Source organism: Pseudomonas parafulva NBRC 16636 = DSM 17004 (assembly GCF_000730645.1).
Taxonomy (GTDB): Bacteria; Pseudomonadota; Gammaproteobacteria; order Pseudomonadales; family Pseudomonadaceae; genus Aquipseudomonas; species Aquipseudomonas parafulva.
Genome location: NZ_BBIU01000040.1, coordinates 1 through 18,873, shown reverse-complemented (window position 1 = coordinate 18,873; position 18,873 = coordinate 1). Strand labels below are relative to the sequence as shown.

Annotated in this window: 14 protein-coding genes; 7 read left to right on the top strand and 7 right to left on the bottom strand. The window is 64.1% G+C overall.

Annotation, left to right across the window (positions count from 1 at the left end):
- Window positions 1–150: 150 nt before the first annotated feature.
- The 5 genes from PPA02S_RS20465 (at window position 151) to PPA02S_RS20445 (ending at window position 4,619) form a co-directional block, all read left to right on the top strand.
- Complete coding sequence (locus tag PPA02S_RS20465; protein ID WP_028633342.1) at window positions 151–762, top strand: CDP-alcohol phosphatidyltransferase family protein; 612 nt, start codon at window positions 151–153, stop codon at window positions 760–762.
- Window positions 763–787: 25 nt separating this feature from the next.
- A complete protein-coding gene (locus PPA02S_RS20460) occupies window positions 788–2,542 on the top strand; it encodes a bifunctional alpha/beta hydrolase/class I SAM-dependent methyltransferase (RefSeq protein ID WP_028633343.1) in 1,755 nt (584 codons plus the stop codon).
- A gap of 77 nt (window positions 2,543–2,619) precedes the next feature.
- Complete coding sequence (locus PPA02S_RS20455; protein ID WP_028633344.1) at window positions 2,620–3,051, top strand: hypothetical protein; 432 nt, start codon at window positions 2,620–2,622, stop codon at window positions 3,049–3,051.
- A gap of 10 nt (window positions 3,052–3,061) precedes the next feature.
- Window positions 3,062–3,685 carry a lysophospholipid acyltransferase family protein gene (locus PPA02S_RS20450; RefSeq protein ID WP_028633345.1) on the top strand — a complete coding sequence of 208 codons (624 nt, stop codon included), beginning with the start codon at window positions 3,062–3,064 and terminating at the stop codon, window positions 3,683–3,685.
- Window position 3,686: 1 nt separating this feature from the next.
- A complete protein-coding gene (locus tag PPA02S_RS20445; RefSeq protein WP_028633346.1) occupies window positions 3,687–4,619 on the top strand; it encodes a phosphatidate cytidylyltransferase in 933 nt (310 codons plus the stop codon).
- 25 nt (window positions 4,620–4,644) lie between these two features.
- Here the strand turns inward: PPA02S_RS20445 and PPA02S_RS20440 are convergent, their stop codons facing one another.
- Together PPA02S_RS20440 and PPA02S_RS22880 are read right to left on the bottom strand one after the other, a co-directional pair.
- On the bottom strand, window positions 4,645–5,046 hold the full coding sequence (locus PPA02S_RS20440) for a type II toxin-antitoxin system HicB family antitoxin (RefSeq protein ID WP_028633347.1): 402 nt from the start codon (window positions 5,044–5,046) through the stop codon (window positions 4,645–4,647).
- Entirely contained in the window at window positions 5,043–5,267 is a 225-nt protein-coding gene (locus PPA02S_RS22880; RefSeq protein WP_080667837.1) for a type II toxin-antitoxin system HicA family toxin, read from the bottom strand. Before PPA02S_RS22880 ends, PPA02S_RS20440 begins: the two co-directional genes overlap by 4 nt.
- Window positions 5,268–5,524: 257 nt before the next feature.
- On the opposite strand from PPA02S_RS22880, the gene PPA02S_RS20435 reads away from it, so the two are divergent.
- Window positions 5,525–5,869 (top strand): cupin domain-containing protein, encoded by a 345-nt coding sequence (locus tag PPA02S_RS20435; protein WP_028633348.1) that lies wholly within the window; start codon window positions 5,525–5,527, stop codon window positions 5,867–5,869.
- Between the two features lie 128 nt (window positions 5,870–5,997).
- Here the strand turns inward: PPA02S_RS20435 and mmsB are convergent, their stop codons facing one another.
- Together mmsB and PPA02S_RS20425 are read right to left on the bottom strand one after the other, a co-directional pair.
- Window positions 5,998–6,885: a 3-hydroxyisobutyrate dehydrogenase gene (gene mmsB / locus PPA02S_RS20430; RefSeq protein ID WP_028633349.1), complete on the bottom strand. Its 888-nt coding sequence runs from the start codon at window positions 6,883–6,885 to the stop codon at window positions 5,998–6,000.
- A gap of 10 nt (window positions 6,886–6,895) precedes the next feature.
- Window positions 6,896–8,422 carry a CoA-acylating methylmalonate-semialdehyde dehydrogenase gene (locus PPA02S_RS20425; protein ID WP_028633350.1) on the bottom strand — a complete coding sequence of 509 codons (1,527 nt, stop codon included), beginning with the start codon at window positions 8,420–8,422 and terminating at the stop codon, window positions 6,896–6,898.
- 132 nt (window positions 8,423–8,554) lie between these two features.
- On the opposite strand from PPA02S_RS20425, the gene PPA02S_RS20420 reads away from it, so the two are divergent.
- Window positions 8,555–9,502: a LysR family transcriptional regulator gene (locus tag PPA02S_RS20420; RefSeq protein ID WP_028633351.1), complete on the top strand. Its 948-nt coding sequence runs from the start codon at window positions 8,555–8,557 to the stop codon at window positions 9,500–9,502.
- A gap of 76 nt (window positions 9,503–9,578) precedes the next feature.
- On the opposite strand, the gene recD is transcribed toward PPA02S_RS20420, so the two are convergent.
- The 3 genes from recD to recC are packed head-to-tail and all read right to left on the bottom strand — an operon-like array spanning window position 9,579 to window position 18,801.
- Entirely contained in the window at window positions 9,579–11,654 is a 2,076-nt protein-coding gene (recD, locus tag PPA02S_RS20415) for an exodeoxyribonuclease V subunit alpha (protein ID WP_028633352.1), read from the bottom strand.
- Window positions 11,651–15,328, bottom strand: a complete 3,678-nt coding sequence (recB, locus tag PPA02S_RS20410) for an exodeoxyribonuclease V subunit beta (RefSeq protein ID WP_028633353.1) — start codon at window positions 15,326–15,328, stop codon at window positions 11,651–11,653. The genes recD and recB overlap by 4 nt, the downstream gene beginning before the upstream one ends.
- Window positions 15,325–18,801 carry an exodeoxyribonuclease V subunit gamma gene (gene recC, locus PPA02S_RS20405; protein ID WP_028633354.1) on the bottom strand — a complete coding sequence of 1,159 codons (3,477 nt, stop codon included), beginning with the start codon at window positions 18,799–18,801 and terminating at the stop codon, window positions 15,325–15,327. The genes recB and recC overlap by 4 nt, the downstream gene beginning before the upstream one ends.
- Window positions 18,802–18,873 lie beyond the last annotated feature (72 nt).

Sequence of the window (18,873 nt, the reverse complement as noted above, 5' to 3'; positions counted from 1 at the left end):
AGGAAGGAACTTCAAACGGCAGGCCCCTCAAATCAGATACTTCCTACACTGAAGGCCATCCACCCTCCACCGTCAGGTAGGTGGCTTTACCCCAGTGTCAGCCTCACCCAAAATGACGCCCATGCGGCCCACTCGAAAAAGGATTTGCCAGTGGCATCAATCTACCAGCTCAAACCCCGTTTCCAGGCATTGCTGCGCCCCTCGGTGCAGCGCCTTCATGATCGCGGCGTAACCGCCAACCAGGTCACGGTATCCGCCGCCCTGCTGTCGGTACTGCTGGGCCTGCTGCTAGCCGCGGTGCCCCACGTCACCTGGCTGTTCGTGCTGGTGCCGATATGGATGCTGGTGCGCATGGCGCTGAATGCCATCGACGGCATGCTGGCACGGGAGTTTGGCCAGCAATCCACCCTGGGCGCCTACCTGAACGAGCTGTGCGACGTGATCGCGGATGCTGCACTGTACCTGCCCTTCGCCCTGCTGCCCGGCGTGTCACCTGTGTTGGTGGTACTGGTGGTGCTGTTCGCCACTGTCAGCGAGTACGCCGGGGTGATGGGCCCGCTGGCCGGGGCTTCGCGGCGCTATGACGGCCCCATGGGCAAGAGCGACCGCGCCTTTGCGTTCGGCGTGCTGGGCGCAGGGGTGGCGGTGGGGCTGCTTACCGCTGCCTGGGTCAACGGCCTGTTGCTGGTCATCCTCGTGCTCTCGCTCTATACCCTTTACAACCGCGTTCGTCGCGGGCTCGCGGAAACCCGCCAGGCCTAACTTGCAGTCGCAAAGGATTTCGAACATGCGCCAAGCGCAAACCCTGCACTTCTCTACCCATGATGGCGTCGAGCTGCACTACCGCCACTGGCCTGCAACCCGCAACGAGTACCAGCCGCGCCGGGCGGTGGTGATGTTCCACCGCGGCCACGAACACGGCGGCCGCATGGCCCACCTGGCTGATGAGCTGGACATGCCGGGCTATGATTTCTTCGCCTGGGATGCCCGGGGCCATGGGCTTTCCCCAGGTGCGCGCGGTGATAGCCCGGGCTTTGCCACCAGCGTGCGCGACGTACAGACGTTCATCGAGCACATTCACGCCAGCCACGGTATCGCCGCGCAGGAACTTGTGGTGTTGGCGCAGAGCGTCGGCGCTGTGCTGATCGCCACCTGGGCGCATGATTACGCGCCGAAGGTGCGCTGCCTGGTGCTGGCCTCACCGGCTTTCAAGGTCAAGCTGTACGTGCCCTTCGCCCGCCTTGGCCTGAAACTGCTCAAGGCTGTGCGCGGCAACTTTTTCGTCAACAGTTACGTCAAGCCAGGGTTGCTTACCCATGACCCGGAACGGGTGATGTCGTATACCGCCGACCCCCTCATCAGCCGGCCGATCTCGGTGACCATGCTGTTGGGGTTGTACGACGCTGCCGACCGTGTAGTTGCCGATGCGCAGGCGATACAGGTACCAACTCAACTGCTGGTGTCCGGTGCCGATCTGGTGGTTGAGCGCCAGCCGCAGGAGCGCTTCTTCCACAACCTGGGCAGCACCCGCAAGGAAATGCACGTGCTACCCGGGTTCTTCCACGACACCTTGGGCGAACGCGACCGGGCACATGCCTTGCGCCGCATCGAGCGCTTCGTGGAGCACTGTTTCGCCAGCCCCTGCCCGCTGCCATCGCTGCTGGATGCGGACAAGACCGGCGCCACCTGCGCCGAGGCTGAAAGCCTGGCCGCTCCGCTGCCGCGCAACTCCCCGCGTGACCTGTACTGGCGCACTACCCGGGCGGGGCTGCGATTTGGCAGCGGGCTGTCGGAAGGCGTGAAGCTGGGCTTCGACACCGGGTTCGACTCTGGCAGCACCCTGGATTACGTGTACCGCAACGAGCCTTCCGGCAAAGGCTGGCTGGGTGCCCAAATAGACAAGAACTACCTCGATGCCATTGGCTGGCGCGGTATTCGCCAGCGCAAGCTGCACGTCGAAGAGCTGCTACGCCAGGCCATCAGCTGCTTGCATCAGGCTCAGCGCCCGGTGCACATCGTCGATATCGCTGCTGGCCACGGCCGCTACATTCTGGAAGCGCTGCAGCAGCTGGAGCTATTGCCAGACTCGATCCTGCTGCGTGATTACAGCCCCCTTAACGTGGAGCAAGGTTCGGCGTTGATCCAGCAGAAAGGTCTGGCCGACATTGCCCGCTTCGTTCAGGGCGATGCGTTTGATCGCCAGAGCCTGGCTTCGCTTGAACAACCGCCCACCCTGGCTGTGGTTTCCGGCCTGTATGAGCTGTTCGCCAGCAACCAGCTGGTGGGCAACTCACTCGCCGGCCTGGCCGATGCGATGGAAGAGGGCAGCTACCTGGTCTACACCGGCCAGCCCTGGCACCCACAGCTGGAGATGATCGCCCGCGCCCTTACCAGCCACCGCGAAGGCCAGGCCTGGGTAATGCGCCGTCGCAGCCAGGCCGAAATGGACCAGCTGGTGGAGGCGGCCGGTTTCCGCAAGCTCACCCAGCGTATCGATGAGTGGGGTATTTTCAGCGTCAGCCTGGCACAGCGGGTACGTTGAATGAACCCCACGCGCGAAGCCGGCCTGATACGCCAAGCAGCACGCCATCTGGCCCTGTCGCACCTGCGGAAGCCATCATGAGCCTCTGGGTCGTTGCCACCCTGCTACAGCGTGGTAGCCAACTGGAGCGTTTCTCGGACGGCCTTACCCTGTTGGCGCTTGCCTATGGTATGGCGCCCATGCTCGGTATCACGGTGCACCCGTTCGCCACCCTGGCCTGCGCCGTATTGACCGCCCTGGGTGTGCTGCACAAGTACTGGGCGATTCGCGTCGGGCTGGATGCTGCATTGTTCGCCCACCTCGCCAACAGCCACGACCTGGCAGCGGATACCCTGGCGCTGGACCGGGCGCTCATCGAGCTTTCGCTCAAACCGCTGGCGCCTGACCACCGCAACTGGCCCGAACGCAGCAAGGCCGCGCTGGCCCTGCTACGTCGCCAGGGCGTGTGCCTGGCGCTGCAAATCATGGTGGCCCTGGCTACCTTGCTGATACTGCCTTTCAACGGATGATGATCACCCCATGCTCGCCAACCTTACCGCCTACGTCATCACTTCTGCTGCACGCCTGATAACCGGCGCTCGCGCCCTGTGGCTGGGCTGCACACCGGAGCCCGTTCAGCGCCTGTACTTTGCCAACCACAGCAGCCACGGCGACTTCGTGCTGCTCTGGGCTTCGTTGCCACAGGCGTTGCGCAGCCGTGCACGCCCGGTAGCAGGCGCGGATTACTGGACCAAGCCCGGCATCCGCGACTTCCTGATCCGGCAGGTATTCAATGGCGTATTGATCAACCGCCAGCGTGACGAAGGCGGCGGCAACCCGCTGCAACCGGTACTGGATGCGGTGGCCCAGGGCGACTCGCTGATCTTTTTCCCCGAGGGTACCCGCAACCTGGGCGACGAGCCCTTGATGCCGTTCAGAAGCGGGCTTTACCACCTGGCAGCCGCCCACCCGCAGGTCGAACTGGTACCCGTCTGGATTGCCAACCTCAACCGGGTGATGCCCAAAGGCCGGGCTTTGCCGCTGCCGTTGCTGTGCACGCTGAGTTTCGGTGAACCCATGCACCTGCAGGCCGATGAGACCAAGCAGGCGTTTCTCGATCGGGCCAGCCAGGCCCTGCTCAACCTTGCACCCAAGGATGCCTGACATGCACGACAATACCCTCTCGTTGTTCGCCGGCATTGGCGCCCTGCTGCTGCTCGCCAGCGTGATCGGCCGCCTGCTGAAATGGCGCGCAGGCCCCGGGCCCCATGCGGTCATCGATAACCTCAACGCCCGTATCAACGCCTGGTGGGTGATGGTGCTGGTGATCGGCATCGCCTTTTTGTTCGGCAAGTACGGGGTGATCGTGCTGTTCTACGGGGTGTCGTTCTATGCATTGCGCGAATTCATGACCCTCACCCCCACCCGGCGCAGTGACTACCCCGCACTGGTAGCGGCATTTTATGTGGCGCTGCCGGTGCAGTACGTGCTGATTGCCATGGACTGGTACGGCATGTTCAGCATCTTCATCCCCGTCTACCTGTTCCTGCTGCTGCCGATCCTGGCCAGCTTCGGCGGCGACACCACGCGCTTCCTGGAGCGGGCGTCAAAGGTACAGTGGGGGCTGATGATCGCGGTGTACTGCGTGTCCTCGGTACCCGCGCTGATGACCCTCGATATCCCCGGCTACGAGGGCCGCAACCTGTTGCTGATCGCCTGGCTGATCCTGGTGGTGCAGATCAGCGACGTGCTGCAGTACGTGTGCGGCAAACTGTTCGGCAAACACAAGGTCGCGCCCAACCTGTCACCGTCCAAGACGGTGGAAGGCCTGGCCGGTGGTGTGGCACTGGCGACACTGATCGGCGCCTTGCTGTGCTGGATTACCCCGTTCAACTTCTGGCAGGCGGCGCTGATGGCCCTGGCCGTGAACGCCATGGGCTTCTTCGGCGGGCTGGTCATGTCGGCCATCAAGCGCGACCGTGGCGTGAAGGACTGGGGGCACATGATCGAAGGTCACGGCGGCATGCTCGACCGCATGGACTCGGTGTGCTTTGCCGCGCCGGTGTTCTTTCACTTTGTGCGGTATTGGTGGGCATAAGCCGCGCCACCGTCGATGGTCAGGTTCACGATGCAAGTTCACGCATGGCGGCAGAAGCGAGGAAGCCTGAACGGGAAGCGTAGCGATGATCGTGCCTGACTTTTTCATCGATACGCTGAAGCAGGTGCTCCGGCAGCGTCGCATTGAAACGGACCGCCCTGCCCAAGTAAGGCGTCACATCAAAATCCACAACGGCCCATACTCCACCTTGGTAGTCAGGGTTAGCCACATGTACATCAATTTCCTGCGGCTGCGGTAATGGCTCGTTGTCGGCGACAAGCCCTTCGAAATGAAGCGCCAGCGCTTCCTGTACAGCTTCAAGCGCTCTGGCGACAGTTGGACCGGCGGAGAAGCAACCGGCTACATCCGGCACGACTACTCCATACTCCGACTCGGGGTCTTTGTGCAAAACGACGGGAAACTTCATTGATTGTCTCCATTAGCGTGGCTCGACACACCTGGAGTAGGTGTAAGGCCAGATTGTTTCAGAATGCTATGCACGGTTCCTTTTGGTAGCTCCGCTTTGGGATGCGGGACAGTTACACGGCCTTTCTTCACAGGATGCCGAAACTGTTGATGACTCCCCTTCACTTCCACCAGATACCACCCGTCAGCCTCAATGAGTTTGATGACTTCTCGACTGCGCATTCTCGCTCCCATCGACAGCTAATGTGTATTATACACACTAAAAACGATGTGAATTTCACAGCATTCCCAGCGTTAGTACCATCAGATGGGGCCTCCCGCTTTATAGGACGTATCGCCTCAGTCAGTAAGAAACCGGTTTATGCTCTACCGGCAGGGCATAGCGCGTCCAGGCACCTCGACGTCGAGTTCAGGCAACTCCACGCTGGCCATACACCCTATGGTGACGGGTCATCCAACCAGTCACCAGGAGTTGTGCCATGTCCGATTTCATCACCGTGCTGCGTGAAACCTGCCCCACGCCGGTCGTGGACGCCACCAAGTGGAAACGTATCGGCGGCGAGCCGCACACCGTGAACCTCAATGCCTACCTGTCGGCCGACGGCAGCAAGATCATGGGCACCTGGATCTGCACCCCGGGCAAGTTCGAGGTCAACTACGACAAGTGGGAGTACTGCCACTTCCTCGATGGCTACTGCATCATCACCCCGGAAGGTGAAGCGCCCAAGCACCTCAAGGCTGGTGATGTGTTCGTGATCGAACCAGGCATGAAAGGCACGTGGGAAGTGGTCGAAACCGTGCGCAAGTACTTCGTCTTCGCGTGACGGGCAGCCGCTTGGGCTACCCCCTGCGATAGGGCCGGGATAAAAAAGCGGGGCCCGCACGCCCTTCCCTCCGGTGCGCAGTTACAGAGGGAGGGGCGCCAGGCCCGCGAGAAAGTCCACTGCTTGCATCAAGCCTTCTTGCGGTACCCCTCGACGATGGCAGAGAAATCTTTGCCACCTTCCCCGCGCAAGCTCATGGCCTGGTACAACTGCTGGGCGACGGCGCCAAGAATCACCGGCTGGTGCGCCTGCCGCGCAGCTTCCGTGGCCAGCCCCAGGTCCTTGAGCATCAGCTCGGCACCGAAGCCGCCGGTGTAGCCGCGTGCCGCGGGTGCAGTCTCGATGACGCCTGGCCAGGGGTTATAGGTGTCCGAACTCCAGCACCGGCCTGTGGAACTGTTGATGATCCCCGCCAGCACCTGGGTATCGATGCCCAGCGCGTTGCCCAGGGCCATGGCCTCGGAAACTCCGATCATCGAAATACCCAGCAGCAGGTTGTTGCAGATCTTGGCGATCTGCCCGGTACCTACATCGCCGCAATGCACGATGTTACGGCCCATGTGCTCCAGCACCGGCTTGAGGGTGGCGAACAGTTCAGCACTGGCGCCGACCATGAAGGTCAAGGTGCCCGCCGCCGCGCCCCCGGTGCCACCAGAGACCGGTGCATCCCCCATGTCGACACCTTTGGCCGCTGCGGCCTTGCACACCTCGCGCGCCGTTTGTGGGTCGATGGTGCTGCAGTCAAGCGTAGGGGTGCCTGGGCGGATACCGGCCAGCACGCCGTCCTCGTTCAGGTACACGCTGCGCACATGGGCAGCGGCCGGTAGCATGGTGATGACCAGCTCGGCGGCAGCCGCTGCCTCCTTGGGCGAGGCGCTGATGTGCCCACCCAGTGCGGCAAGTTCTGCCAACACATCCTTGTTCAGGTCGAACAGTTCAAGCGCGTGCCCGGCCTTGATCAGGTTGCGGGCCATGGGTGCCCCCATGTTGCCCAAGCCGATGAATGCAATACGCATGCGGTACTCCTTAGCGCAGGCTGATGGTGGTGTTCACACCGTCATTAACACTGTCGTCATCGAACCAGCGCGCGGTGACGGTCTTGGTCTGAGTGTAGAACTGCACGACCTGCTTGCCGTACGGGCCAAGGTCTCCCAGCTTGGAGCCCCGCGAGCCGGTAAAGCTGAAGAAAGGCACAGGCACCGGAATGGGGATGTTGATGCCGACCTGGCCGACATCGATCTCGCTCTGGAACTTGCGCGCAGCCGCGCCACTTTGGGTGAACAGGCCGGTGCCATTACCGAAGGGGTTGGCATTGACCAGGGCGATGGCTTCGTCGAGGGTATCCACCTCGAGGGTCACCAACACCGGGCCGAAGATCTCCTGGGTGTACACCTGCATGTCGGTGGTGACACCGGAGAACAGGGTGGGGCCGACGAAGTTGCCCTGCTCGTAACCGGGCACCTTCACATCGCGGCCATCGAGCTCCAGTTTCGCCCCCTCGCGGATGCCACTTTCGATCAGGCCAAGCACACGCTCCTTGGCGCGCCTGGAAACCACAGGGCCGACGTCGGTGCCAGGCTCGCTGCCGGCGTTCACCTTCAGCTTGCTGGCAGCCGCCTTGATGTCCGGCAGCCACTCCCGGGCCTTGCCCACCAACACCGCCACCGACGTGGCCATGCAACGCTGCCCGGCTGCCCCAAATGCGGCGCCGACCAAGGCATTGACGGTTTGCGTGCGGTTGGCGTCAGGCAGCACTACCGCATGGTTCTTCGCCCCCATCATCGACTGCACGCGCTTGCCGTGCTGGCTGGCCAGGTTGTACACATGGGTGCCCACCTCGGTTGAGCCCACAAACGAAATCGCCTTGATGTCCTTGTGCGTGCAGATGGCGTCCACCACCTGCTTGCCGCCATGCACCACGTTGAGCACGCCAGGCGGCACACCGGCTTCCAGCGCCAGTTCCACCAGCAACAGGGTGGAAAGCGGGTCCTGCTCGGAAGGCTTGAGCACGAAGGTATTGCCGCACACGATGGCCATGGGGAACATCCACAGGGGGATCATGGCGGGGAAGTTGAACGGGGTGATACCCGCACACACGCCGATCGGCTGGCGCAGCGTGTACGTATCCACGCCGCCGGCCACGTTCTCGGCAAACTCGCCCATCTGCAGCGTACCGATGGACGCCGCGTGTTCCACAACCTCCAGCCCACGGAAAATATCGCCCTCGGCATCGGCGAGGGTTTTGCCCTGTTCGGCGCTGAGCACCTGGGCGATGCGCTTGCTGTGCTCGCGGATCAGCGCCTGCAGTTTGAGCATGATGCGCATGCGCGCACCAATCGGGGTGTCACGCCAGCTCACGAAGGCGCGCTGGGCTGCTGCCACCGCAGCGTCAACCTCCTGCACCGTGGCGAACGGCACACGTGCCAGCACTTGCTGGGTGGCCGGGTTGACGACGTCACGCCACTCCCCGGTGCTGGACGCCACCCATTGCCCGTCGATCAGCAGCTTTACCTGCTCGACTTTGGCCTGGTCGGGGGATTGCGGTGCATTCATCTGCGTTCTCCTTGGAATTATTGTCAGGACGAGATCGCCAGCGCCGGGCAAACGCGGGGTGGCGTTGAAAGGCATGTTTCGAGTATAGATGTGCAAACATCCAACAAGAACGCACAAAAAAACCGGATCATCATGCAAAAAGACCTCACATCCCTCAGCGCATTGAATTGGGACGACCTGAAGTTCTTTCTTGAAGTCGCCCGAACCCGCAAAGCCAGCAGCGCCGCCAAACGCCTGGGTGTGGACTACACCACGGTGTCCCGGCGTATCAGTTCACTGGAGGGGGCGCTGGGCACCTTGCTGTTCGAGAAGTCGCGTACCACAGGCTTCGTACTGACCGCGGAGGGCCAGCGCCTGCTGAGCTATGCAGAGACCATCGAAAGCACGCTGCACATGGCGTGCGAGCAGGTATCGGGGTCGGGTGTGGCGCTGTCCGGGCATGTGCGGATGGGCTGTACAGAAGGCTTCGGCAGCTTCTTCATCACCCCCCAGCTCAGCCACTTCGTTGAGGCCTACCCGGCGATCTCCGTGGACATCCTGCCGCTTCCGCACTTCATCAGCCTGTCCAAACGCGAGGCGGATATCGTCATCGCCCTGGAGCGACCAGAGCACGGGCCCTATGTATGCTGCAAGCTTTGCGACTACCGTTTGCGGTTGTACGCCACCCAGCCCTACCTCGACAGCCACGCGCCGATAAGGCAGGTAGCGGACCTGGCGGGGCACCCGTTCATCAGCTACGTCGATGACCTGGCGTTCAGCTCGGAGCTGCTGTACCTGGCCAACCTGATACCCAGCGCCACGGCGCACCTGCGCAGCACCAGCGTGATCGCTCAGTACACGGCGGCCTTGCAGGGCCGTGGCATGGCAATTCTGCCGTGTTTTCTGGCCGCACAAGACCCAAGGCTGGTCACGGTGCTGCCGGAGCAGGTAGAGGTGACGCGGCAATTCTGGATGTACTGCCGGGAGGACTTGCGCAAGTTGAAGCGTATTACCCTGCTGTGGGATTACATCCGTGAAGTCACAGAGCTGAACCGTTCAATGTTGCTGGGGGAGACGCACACTTGTCAGTTTCTGGAGTGAGCGGGTGGCACCGCTGGGCGTTGGTGCGGCTGCGTGGCAGCCCATCGCCGACGATTGCCTGCACCTTTGTCTGGCCCTAAACCTCTTCCAGCATCAACCCGGAAATCCGCCGCACCTTACGCGCCACCGCCTCTTCAAAGATCCCCTGGCGTGGCTCGACCAGGGTGAAGCAATGCTTGGCCCGGGTGATGCCGGTGTACACCAGTTCTTTGGTCAGTACCGGGTTCAGTGCATCGGGTAGCACCAGAGCGGTATGGCCAAACTCCGAACCCTGGGATTTGTGCACGGTCATGGCGAACACGGTTTCCACTTCGTTCAGCCGGCTGGGCAGCACGAAGCGCACGCCACCGCTGCCATCGTTACGCGGGAACGCCACACGCAGCAGGGGCATACCCTGCTCGTCCGGCAGGCGCAGGGCGATGCCGATGTCACCGTTCATCAGGCCCAGGCCGTAGTCATTGCGGGTCACCAGCACCGGGCGGCCTTCGTACCAAGGCTGCTGGGTGTCGATCAGGCCGGCAGTGTGCAGCACCCGCGCCACACGCTCGTTGAGGCCCTCGACACCCCAGGCACCCCGGCGCACGGCGCACAGCAGCTGGAAGTCTTCGAAGCTATGCAGTACCCGGGCAGCCCAGTGTTCCCAGGCCGGGTCATCGAATGCGGTGCCCAGGGCCGGCCGATAGCGGCCGAGGGTGCGCAGGTAGCTTCGATAGCCCTGGGGGCCGTCGACGCCCAGGTTGAGGCCATCGAGCAGCAGCCGGTCGAGGCCGCGGTCGTGCTCCTGTTTCAAGGCCAGGCTGTGAACATCGGCCGGGGGCTTGGCCAGCAGGTTGCGTGCGCCGTCGCTGTCCTGGCGGTTGACCAGCCGTGCCAGCTGGCCAATGCCGCTACCCTCGCCGAAACGCCGGGAAAACCGCAGCATCACCACCTGCTGTGCCAGTGGGTGACGGTGGGCATCACCGCTTGTGAGGCCGCTGCCTGCCAGCGACTGGCCGCCAATGCCTTCGAGCCATGCCTGGGTGACCGGGGAATAGCAGCCCTGCTCCGCATCCCGGCACAGGTCGCCGAGCACCGCGCCCGCCTCTACCGACGCCAACTGGTCCTTGTCCCCCAACAGCACCAGCCGTGCCTTGGGCGGCAGGGCATCGAGCAAGTTGGCCATCATCTCCAGGTCGATCATGGAGGCCTCATCGACCACCAGCACGTCCAGCGGCAACGGGTTGCCAGCATGGTGGCGGAAGTGCCGCGACCCAGGGCGGCTTCCCAGCAGGCGGTGGACGGTGCTGACCTCGGTGGGGATATGCCCGCGCACCTCATCACTCACCTGAAGGCGCTCGACCTGCTGGCCAATGGACTCGGTAAGCCGCGCAGCAGCCTTGCCGGTGGGGGCGGCCAGGCGGATGCGCAGCGGCCTGCCCTGCTCCACCGCCGGCGCCTGCAGCAAGGCCAGCAGGCGCACCACCGTGGTGGTCTTGCCGGTGCCGGGCCCCCCGGTGATGATGCTGAAACCGGCCCGCGTCGCCAGGGCACAGGCCAGCTTCTGCCAGTCAACCTGCCCGGGTGCCTCACCCGCCTCGAACAACTGGGCGAGGCGAGCGGGCAAGTCGGCGGGCAAGGCTTCTGCCTGGGTCAGCCGCAGGCGCAGGTTGTGATCGATCCGCCGTTCGTAGCTCCAGTAACGGCGCAAGTACAGGCGCTCGCCGCTGAGCACCAGTGGCCGGGTGTGCTGGCCGGGCGCATTGCCGGCCGCAACCAGTGGGCTTGCGGCGATGCGCTGGCGCCAAGCGTGCAGGTCGAGGTTGGCCAACAACTGTGATGGCAACAGCAACGGCCCGACTAGGGCATCGCCCTCGGGTGGCAACGACAGCGCGAAGTCTGGCTCGGCGAGGGTCTGCTGCAGGTCCAGGCAGACATGCCCGTGGCCCAGTTGATGGCTGGCCAGGGCAGCGGCCAGCAACAGCAGTGGGTCGCTGCCCGGCGCGCGCTCCTCGAGAAATGACACGAACGCGCGGTCCAGGGCACGCAGCCAGCCGCGCTCCACCCAACGGTCGAGCAGTTGCAACAGGTCATTGCTGTTGCGCTGGGGCGCCAGTGCAAGCAAGTGCTCGGCCTGCAGGGGCGTGGGTAACAGGTCCATCAAGGTGCGGCTCATGGCTCGACTCCGGCAAACAGGTCTTGCTGCACGGGCGGATGCTCGCCCCGGAACAGCGCATCAAGGCCTTCGATAAGCGCACGCGGGGGCCGGGTGTGGTACACGCCATGCCCGCTGCTGCTGGCCCCGCGCAGGAAAATGAACAGCGCACCGCCTATGTGGCGGTCGTAGTCGTAGTCCGCCAGCCGAGCCCGCAGTTGGCGGTGCAAAGCCAGCAGGTAGAGGACGTACTGGAGGTCGTAGCGGTGTTCGAGGATGGCGCGCTGCATGGCCGCGTGGTCATAGGCCTGGATATCCGGGCCCAGCCAGTTGGACTTGTAGTCGGTGACGTAGTAGCGCCCGTCCAGCTCGAACGCCAGGTCGATGAAACCCTTGAACATCCCGTTGAGCAGCGTGGGTTGAGCCGCCGGGCGCGGCTGCCCAGGGTGGGTATGGTGTGCTACCAGGCGGTCGAGCTGCTGCGCATCGACCTGATGGCTGGCGAACCAGAACTCCATCTCTACCTGGTAGCGGCTCAGTTGGCCCAGGGTCAGGCTGAGGCCGCCTGCTGCCAGCGGCAAAGGTTCGGTCAGCAGGCGGGCCAGCCATTCGGTCAATGTGGGTATGAACCCTTCCCAGCCACGGCGATTGCAGCGTTGCCCGACCGTACGTTCGATCAGGCTGGCGTCGCTGGCCACCTTGTCGAAGCCTTCACGGCCCGCCCATTCCAGCAGCCCGTGCAGGAAGGTACCCGGGTTCGGACCGCGGGGGAAACGGTGGATATCGCCACTGCCTGCCGCCACTTCGCGCAGGGCCGTGGCATCAACCCATTCGTCATCCAGCAGTTGTTGGGCCTGGGAACTGTCGGCGCCCAACGCCTGGTCACCGATGCGCAAGGCGCTGTAGGAGGCGATCCACCAGTGCTCGGCTGCCGAGCGCCGCGGGGTGCGCGCCGCCGCCAGCTCACGCTGGGCGTGGGGCATGCGGTAATGCTGGGCTTCAGCCGTTGGCAGGCCTGGGCAGGTGATGTGCGGGCTGGTGTCTGCCAGTGTTTGCAGCCATACCGTCAATTGCTGGGAATCAGCCAGTTCAGCGCCCCCGCCCAACAGGTAACCCAAGGCCGACCGGTGCAGCTGTGAGCGCTTGTGGTTACCGCGCTTGAGGTCGGCGACACCCAGCCAGCAGGCATGCTGGGCGCGAGTCAGGGCTACGTACAGCAACCGCAGGTCCTCGGCCAGGCGCTCGTCGTCGGCGCGCTCGATCTGCTGCGCATCGGGGGTAAGGGTGAGGTGGGCATTGCCGTGGCCGTCATGCCAGGCCAGCGGCAGGCGGCTACCGTCCACCGGCTTGCTGGTGCAGATGAACGGCAGGTAGACCAGGGGATATTCCAGCCCCTTGGACTTGTGAATGGTCACCACCTTGACCAGTTGCTCATCACTCTCCAGGCGCAGAATCTGCTCCTCGCCCGCCTGGCCGGCATTGGCCAGTTGCTCGGCCAGGTGACGGACCAACGCTTGCTCACCGTCCAGCTCACCGGCTGCCTGTTGCAGCAGCTCGGCCAGGTGCAGCAGATTGGTGAGCACCCGCTCGCCGTCAGTGCGGCGGATGAGCGTGCGCGGCAGCTCGAAGTCGTGCAGCAGGTGCCGCAGCATCGGCAACACGCCCTGGCGCTGCCAGGTTTCACGGTAAGCGCGAAAGCGCATGACCCAGTCTTCCCAAACCCGCTCATCCTGGTTGAGGCGGTCCAGCGCGGTGAGCGACAGGCCGAGGGTGACGCTGGCCAGGGCCGCCTTGAGCAAGCGCTCCGAATCTGGCTCTGCACAGGCTTTCAGCCAGGCCAGCAAGTCGTGTGCCTCCTGTGCGCTGAACACCGAGTCCTTGTCGGAGAGGTAGACGCTGCGCACACCCCGTGCAGCGAGCTCTGCACGCACCAGCTGCGCCTCATGCCCATCACGCACGAGGATGGCGATGTCTGACGGCAGGCAGGGACGCAGCTCGCCCTGTGCGTTCAGGAAGCCTGCCATACCCTGCTGGCCGCCGTTGAGCAGCGAGACGATATGGCTGGCACAACTGGCTGCCATTTCCTTGCGGTAAAGGCTCCCGGAAACGGGTGCATCACTTGCCAGTTGCCAGCACTGCAAGGCGGCGCACGGCTGCCCGTCGAGCATCAGTTGCTCGCTGCGGCCCTTGGCGCGCACGGCAATGAAGGGCAACGGGTTGTCCTCGGCTTCACGGAACAGAAACGCGCCCCGCCCTGCCGCGCGGGTTTCGGCCTGCAGAAACACCTGGTTCACCGCCGCGACCATGGCCTTGCTGGAGCGGTAGTTGGTGTCCAGGCTGTGCAAGCGCCCATGGGTGGCGCGCCGTGCAGCCAGGTAGGTGTAGATATCGGCGCCGCGGAAGGCATAGATGGCCTGCTTGGGGTCGCCGATCATGAACAGGCCAGTTTCGGCGCGGTTTTCACCGATCTGGTAGATGCGTTCGAAAATGCCGTATTGCACGGGGTCGGTATCTTGAAACTCGTCGATGAGCGCCACCGGGAACTGCTCGCGCACCAGGCTGGCCAGGCGTTCCCCGGCATCACCGTTCAAGGCGTGCTGCAAGCGCAGCAGCATGTCGTCGAAGCCCATCTCGGCGCGGCGGCGTTTCTCCACCTCGAACCTGGCAGCCACCCACCCCGCCGCGTGCTCAAGCAACGCGGCGTCGGGGGTGGCCAGGGCCTGCAGGTTCTGCTGCAGGGTCTGCATGGCGTCCAGCGCCGGGTGCGTGGGTGGCTCGCCGACCTTCCAGGCTTCGGCCATGCCCGCAGGCGTCAGGCGGGTGAAGCCGGTCCCCAGGTCCAGCTCAACGCACTGCGGGTCGGCGGCCCAAAGGGCGAGTTTGTCGAACCAGGGTTCGAAATAGCGGGCCTGCATCTTGCGCCCGTCCACCTGCTTGGCTGCCAGGGCATCACGGCAAACCTGCCGCAGCTCTTCGGCCCAGGCTGCCCACGGCGCTTTCAGCTGGGCCAGTTGCCCGTCGCGTTCACGCAGCGCGGCGTCGATCAGGGCCTCAGGGTCAGGCCCTGACGGTTCGGTGCGCACCCGCCCGAACAGGGGCCGGATGCGGGGTAGCAAGGCATCAGGGCTGCCCCAATGGCTGCGCACCCAGGCCAGTGCCTGGGTTTGCATGCCGTAGCAGAAACGCCGCCAGTAGTCGCGCATGACCTGGCCCAGCAGCTCGCTGTGGTCGGTTTCCAGGGTCTGAGTGAACAGGCTACCGCTGTCAAAGGCGTGTTCACGCAGCATACGCTGGCACCAGCCGTGAATGGTCGAGACAGCGGCCTCGTCCATCCATTGCACGGCGATTTCCAGGCGCCCGGCGCAGCGGGGCCAGGCGTCCTGCGGGTAGTCATCACGCAGTTGCACCAGCAGCGGGTCGGCGGCTACCAGTTCACCCCGGAAAAACCGCGCCGCCTCCGCCAGGCGCGTACGAATACGCTCGCGCAGTTCTTTGGTAGCGGCGTCGGTGAAGGTCACCACCAGGATCTGAGGTGGCAGCAGTTCGCGGGCAAAGCCGTGCTCGCCACCGTGGCCAAGGATCAGGCGCAGGTACAGCGCAGAGATGGTGAAGGTCTTGCCGGTGCCGGCGCTGGCCTCGATCAGTTGGCTGCCGTGCAGGGGGAAGGTCAAGGCCAGTGGGCGGTCCTGGGTCATGCGGCTGTCTCCGGGTTGCCCAGGGTCTGCCAGGGGGCATCGAACAGGGGGCGATACAAGGCTTCACACCAGCCTTCGAAGGTTTCGTCAGCAGTCAGCGCGGCAAAGTCGCGGAACTGACGGACCAGGGCGACGCTCTCGTCACGCTCGCCACCGCTGTTGCGCTCATCGCCTTCATAGGCGCGGGCTGCCGCCGCCAGGGCTTTATCGCTGTCGTCCTGGCCCAGCCAGGCGAAGGCTGTTTTCGGCGCAACCGGCAACGGCGCGCTCATGCCTGCCTGGCGAGCCACCATCAGCTCGCCGAGCCGTTGCGCGGCCTGTTGCGGGTCAAGCGGGGGCAGTAGCAAGGTCAGGTCACTGGCTACCAGGGCGCTGTGATAGGGATACCCGGCGGCGCACGCCGCCAGGTGGGTGACCCAGGGCGCGATCAGGCGGTGCCACTTGAGGCTGTTTCGCCCGGCGCTGAGGGTATTGGGCACGGTAGTGATGCTCAACAGGCTCTGGTCGTCAGACTGGAACACCCGGCCAAGCCAGCCTTCCAGGCGGTGCGGCCCCTGCTCGAAATGCACCGGCAAGGCCCCGTCCACCTGCGTCGGCCACCGGGCCAGGAGCTGTTGGTGACGCTGCAGCAGGTTGGGCAACGGCTCGATCAATTCATCCTGCAACAGCTGGCCAAAGCCTGCCAGCGGCAGCAGCCCGCAGGCCTGCAGGCGTCGGGCCTGAGTGTGCAGGGCGTGCTGCGCGTTGGCCGGGTCGGCCAGCGCTGCGCCCAGCAGGCTTTCGCTGGCGGCGTAGCGTTGCAACGCATCGAGCACAAAGGGCTCTTCGTCCGGTGTTGGGGCTTCCAACGCCTCAAAGTAAACCTTCAGTCGCTGGCTGAAGAAGTGCCTGACCGGGTGACGCAGAAAGTCACTCAGTTGGTTCAGGCTGAGCGGTTCATCATCGATGAATGGCTCCAGCGCTTCGGCCGGGTTGTCCACAGGAGCCTGCTGATGCAGCACCTGCCACTCGTGGGCATAGCTGAACAGCGGGCTGCCGCGCTCGAAATAGCGCGGGCTGAATGGCTGCAGCGGGTGTTCCTGGGTCAGGGCATGCAGCAACTGCTCACCTGCGGTCTGCAGGTCGTGCTGCTCGGCGCCAGGCAGGCGCCAACCGGCAGCAATGTGATCACGCAACTGGCCGATGAGTACCGAAGCGGGGCGCTCGCTGTTGTCGCGAATGCTGCGCCCGACCCAACTGACATACAGCTGATCCCGGGCTGAAAGCAGTGCCTCAAGCAGCAGGTAGCGGTCGTCCTCGCGCCGGGAGCGATCACCGGGGCGGTAGTCACTGGCCATGAGGTCGAAGTCGAGCGGCTGCTGCGCACGCGGGTAGTCACCGTCGTTCATGCCCAGCAGGCAGACCACCCGAAACGGGATGGCGCGCATGGGCATGAGGGTGCAGAAATTTACCGAGCCGGCCAGAAAGCGCTGGGACAACTTGCCTTCATCCAGCCCAGACAACCAAGCCTCACGCACTACCGTCAACGGCAACGGGTCTTGCAGGCCCACTGTTTCACACACCTGCAGCCAGGTTTCGCGAAGGTCCTGCAACTGCATCAGCAGAAATTCGTCACGTTCGTCGTCGGCAACGAAAAACACCTGCAACAGGGCATTCAGGCGCTCGCCCCACTGCTCGACGGTAGCCGGCGTGGCCAACGCTTCGCAGGCAACCTCAAGCGCATCGAGCAAGGCGACCAGCGGGCCAATCAACGCCGCGTCCAGGCCACCGATTTCGTCGTAGGGCTCAATGCCGTCGCACGCTTCCCCGATACCCACGGCATAACCCAGCAGCATGCGGCGCAGGCCAAAGCGCCAGGAGTTTTGCTCGAGGCCGCCGGGCAAACCAAGGCTGGCCCGCTGTTCAGCATTCAACCCCCAACGAATACCTGCACCCTCGATCCAGCGGTGCAGGGTGGGCAAGTCAGCTTCGCGGATGCCAAAGCGGGCACGCACTGCCGGCACATCCAGCAGGTCGAGCACCTCACTCACGGCGAAACGGCTCTCCGGCAGTTTCAGCAGGTGCTCCAGGGCGATCAACAGCGGCTCGCGTCCACGCTGGCCTTGGTCGGTCAGGGTGAAGGGGATATGACGGGGGTCTTTGCGGGGCAACTGGCCGAACACCGCGCGGATGTGCGGCGCGTAGGTGTCGATATCCGGCAGCATGACGATCACGTCGCGCGGGCGCAAAGTGGCATCGGCACTGAACCGGGCAAGCAGCTGATCGTGAAGAATTTCCACTTCACGCTGCGGGCTGTGGGCAATGTGGAAGCGCACCGAGCGATCACTGACTGGATCCACCGGCCCCCACAATGCGCGAGATTCAGCGAGCGGGCGCAGTTCCAGGATGTCGTCCTGGAGTTGGTTGAGCACTGTGGCGGGGTTGCCATCACTGAACAGGTCGATGCGGCCGTCGCTGAATACGCCCTGATAGCTGCCGGGGTCGTCGTAGCTGTCGAGCAGGTTGATGTAGTCGCGGCCTTGCTTGCCCCAAGCCGCCAACAGCGGGTGGGCGTGCTGGTGCAGCGACTGATCGTCCAGTTGCAGGGGCATGCCTTGCTTGCGCTGCTGGCGCTTGTACTGGTGTCGCAACAGGTCCTTGTCGGCAACGATGTCAGCCCAATGGTGCCGGCAGGGGTTGTGCACGCACAGCAGGACCTGGCTGAACCTGGCCAGGCCGGCCAATGCCTCCAGTGCCTGGGCGGGCAGCGAGGAAATACCGAACACGATTACCCGTTGTGGCAGCCCGGCAGGTGCCTGCTGCAACTGATCGATGCATTCGATGAAGCGCTGGTGCACACCGGCGCGGCTCTGGGCCATGCCTTGCTGGCCGACGTCTTCCAGCAGCGCGCGCCACAGCTCGGCCTGCCAACGGTTGCCCGCCGGCAGTGGCTTGCGCTCGCCGCGGGCGGTGATGACGATGTGGTCGCCAGCAGCCCAGGCCTTGAGCCAGTCGGCTCGGTAAACCTGGTACTGGTCGAACAGGTCTGCCAGGCGCTCAGCCAGCTGATAACGCTTGCGCAGGTCGCTGTCGTCGGTCAGAAAGCGCCGCAGTGGCTCGAAGTGCTGTTGCTCCACCAGCGTTGGCAGCAGGCGCATCAGGCGCCAGGTCAAGGGTGACTTGTCGAGCAGTGAAACCTCGGGGATTTCCTCGCGGCCCAGCACGCTGCGGTACAACTGCCACATGAAGCTGCCGGGTAGCTGCACGTCAATGGCTGCGGCGATACCACAACCGCCCTGGTCGTCTTCAAGCGGGTCTTCTGCCAGGGCCAGCTTGAGCCACTGGGCAATGCCATTGCTTTGCACCAGGGCGATTTCATTCTCCAGCGGCGCCAGGGGATAACGGCGCATCCAGCTCACGACCAAGCTTCGCAGGTCGTCGAGGTGGTTGCCATGGACGATCATGAAACCGGGGTGCAGGCAGCTGTTGGACATCGGCAGGTCTCTGGCGGGCGCGGGTGACGTGATGGGGAACGATATCACGGGGCTGGGGAGTTTCTAGCCCAC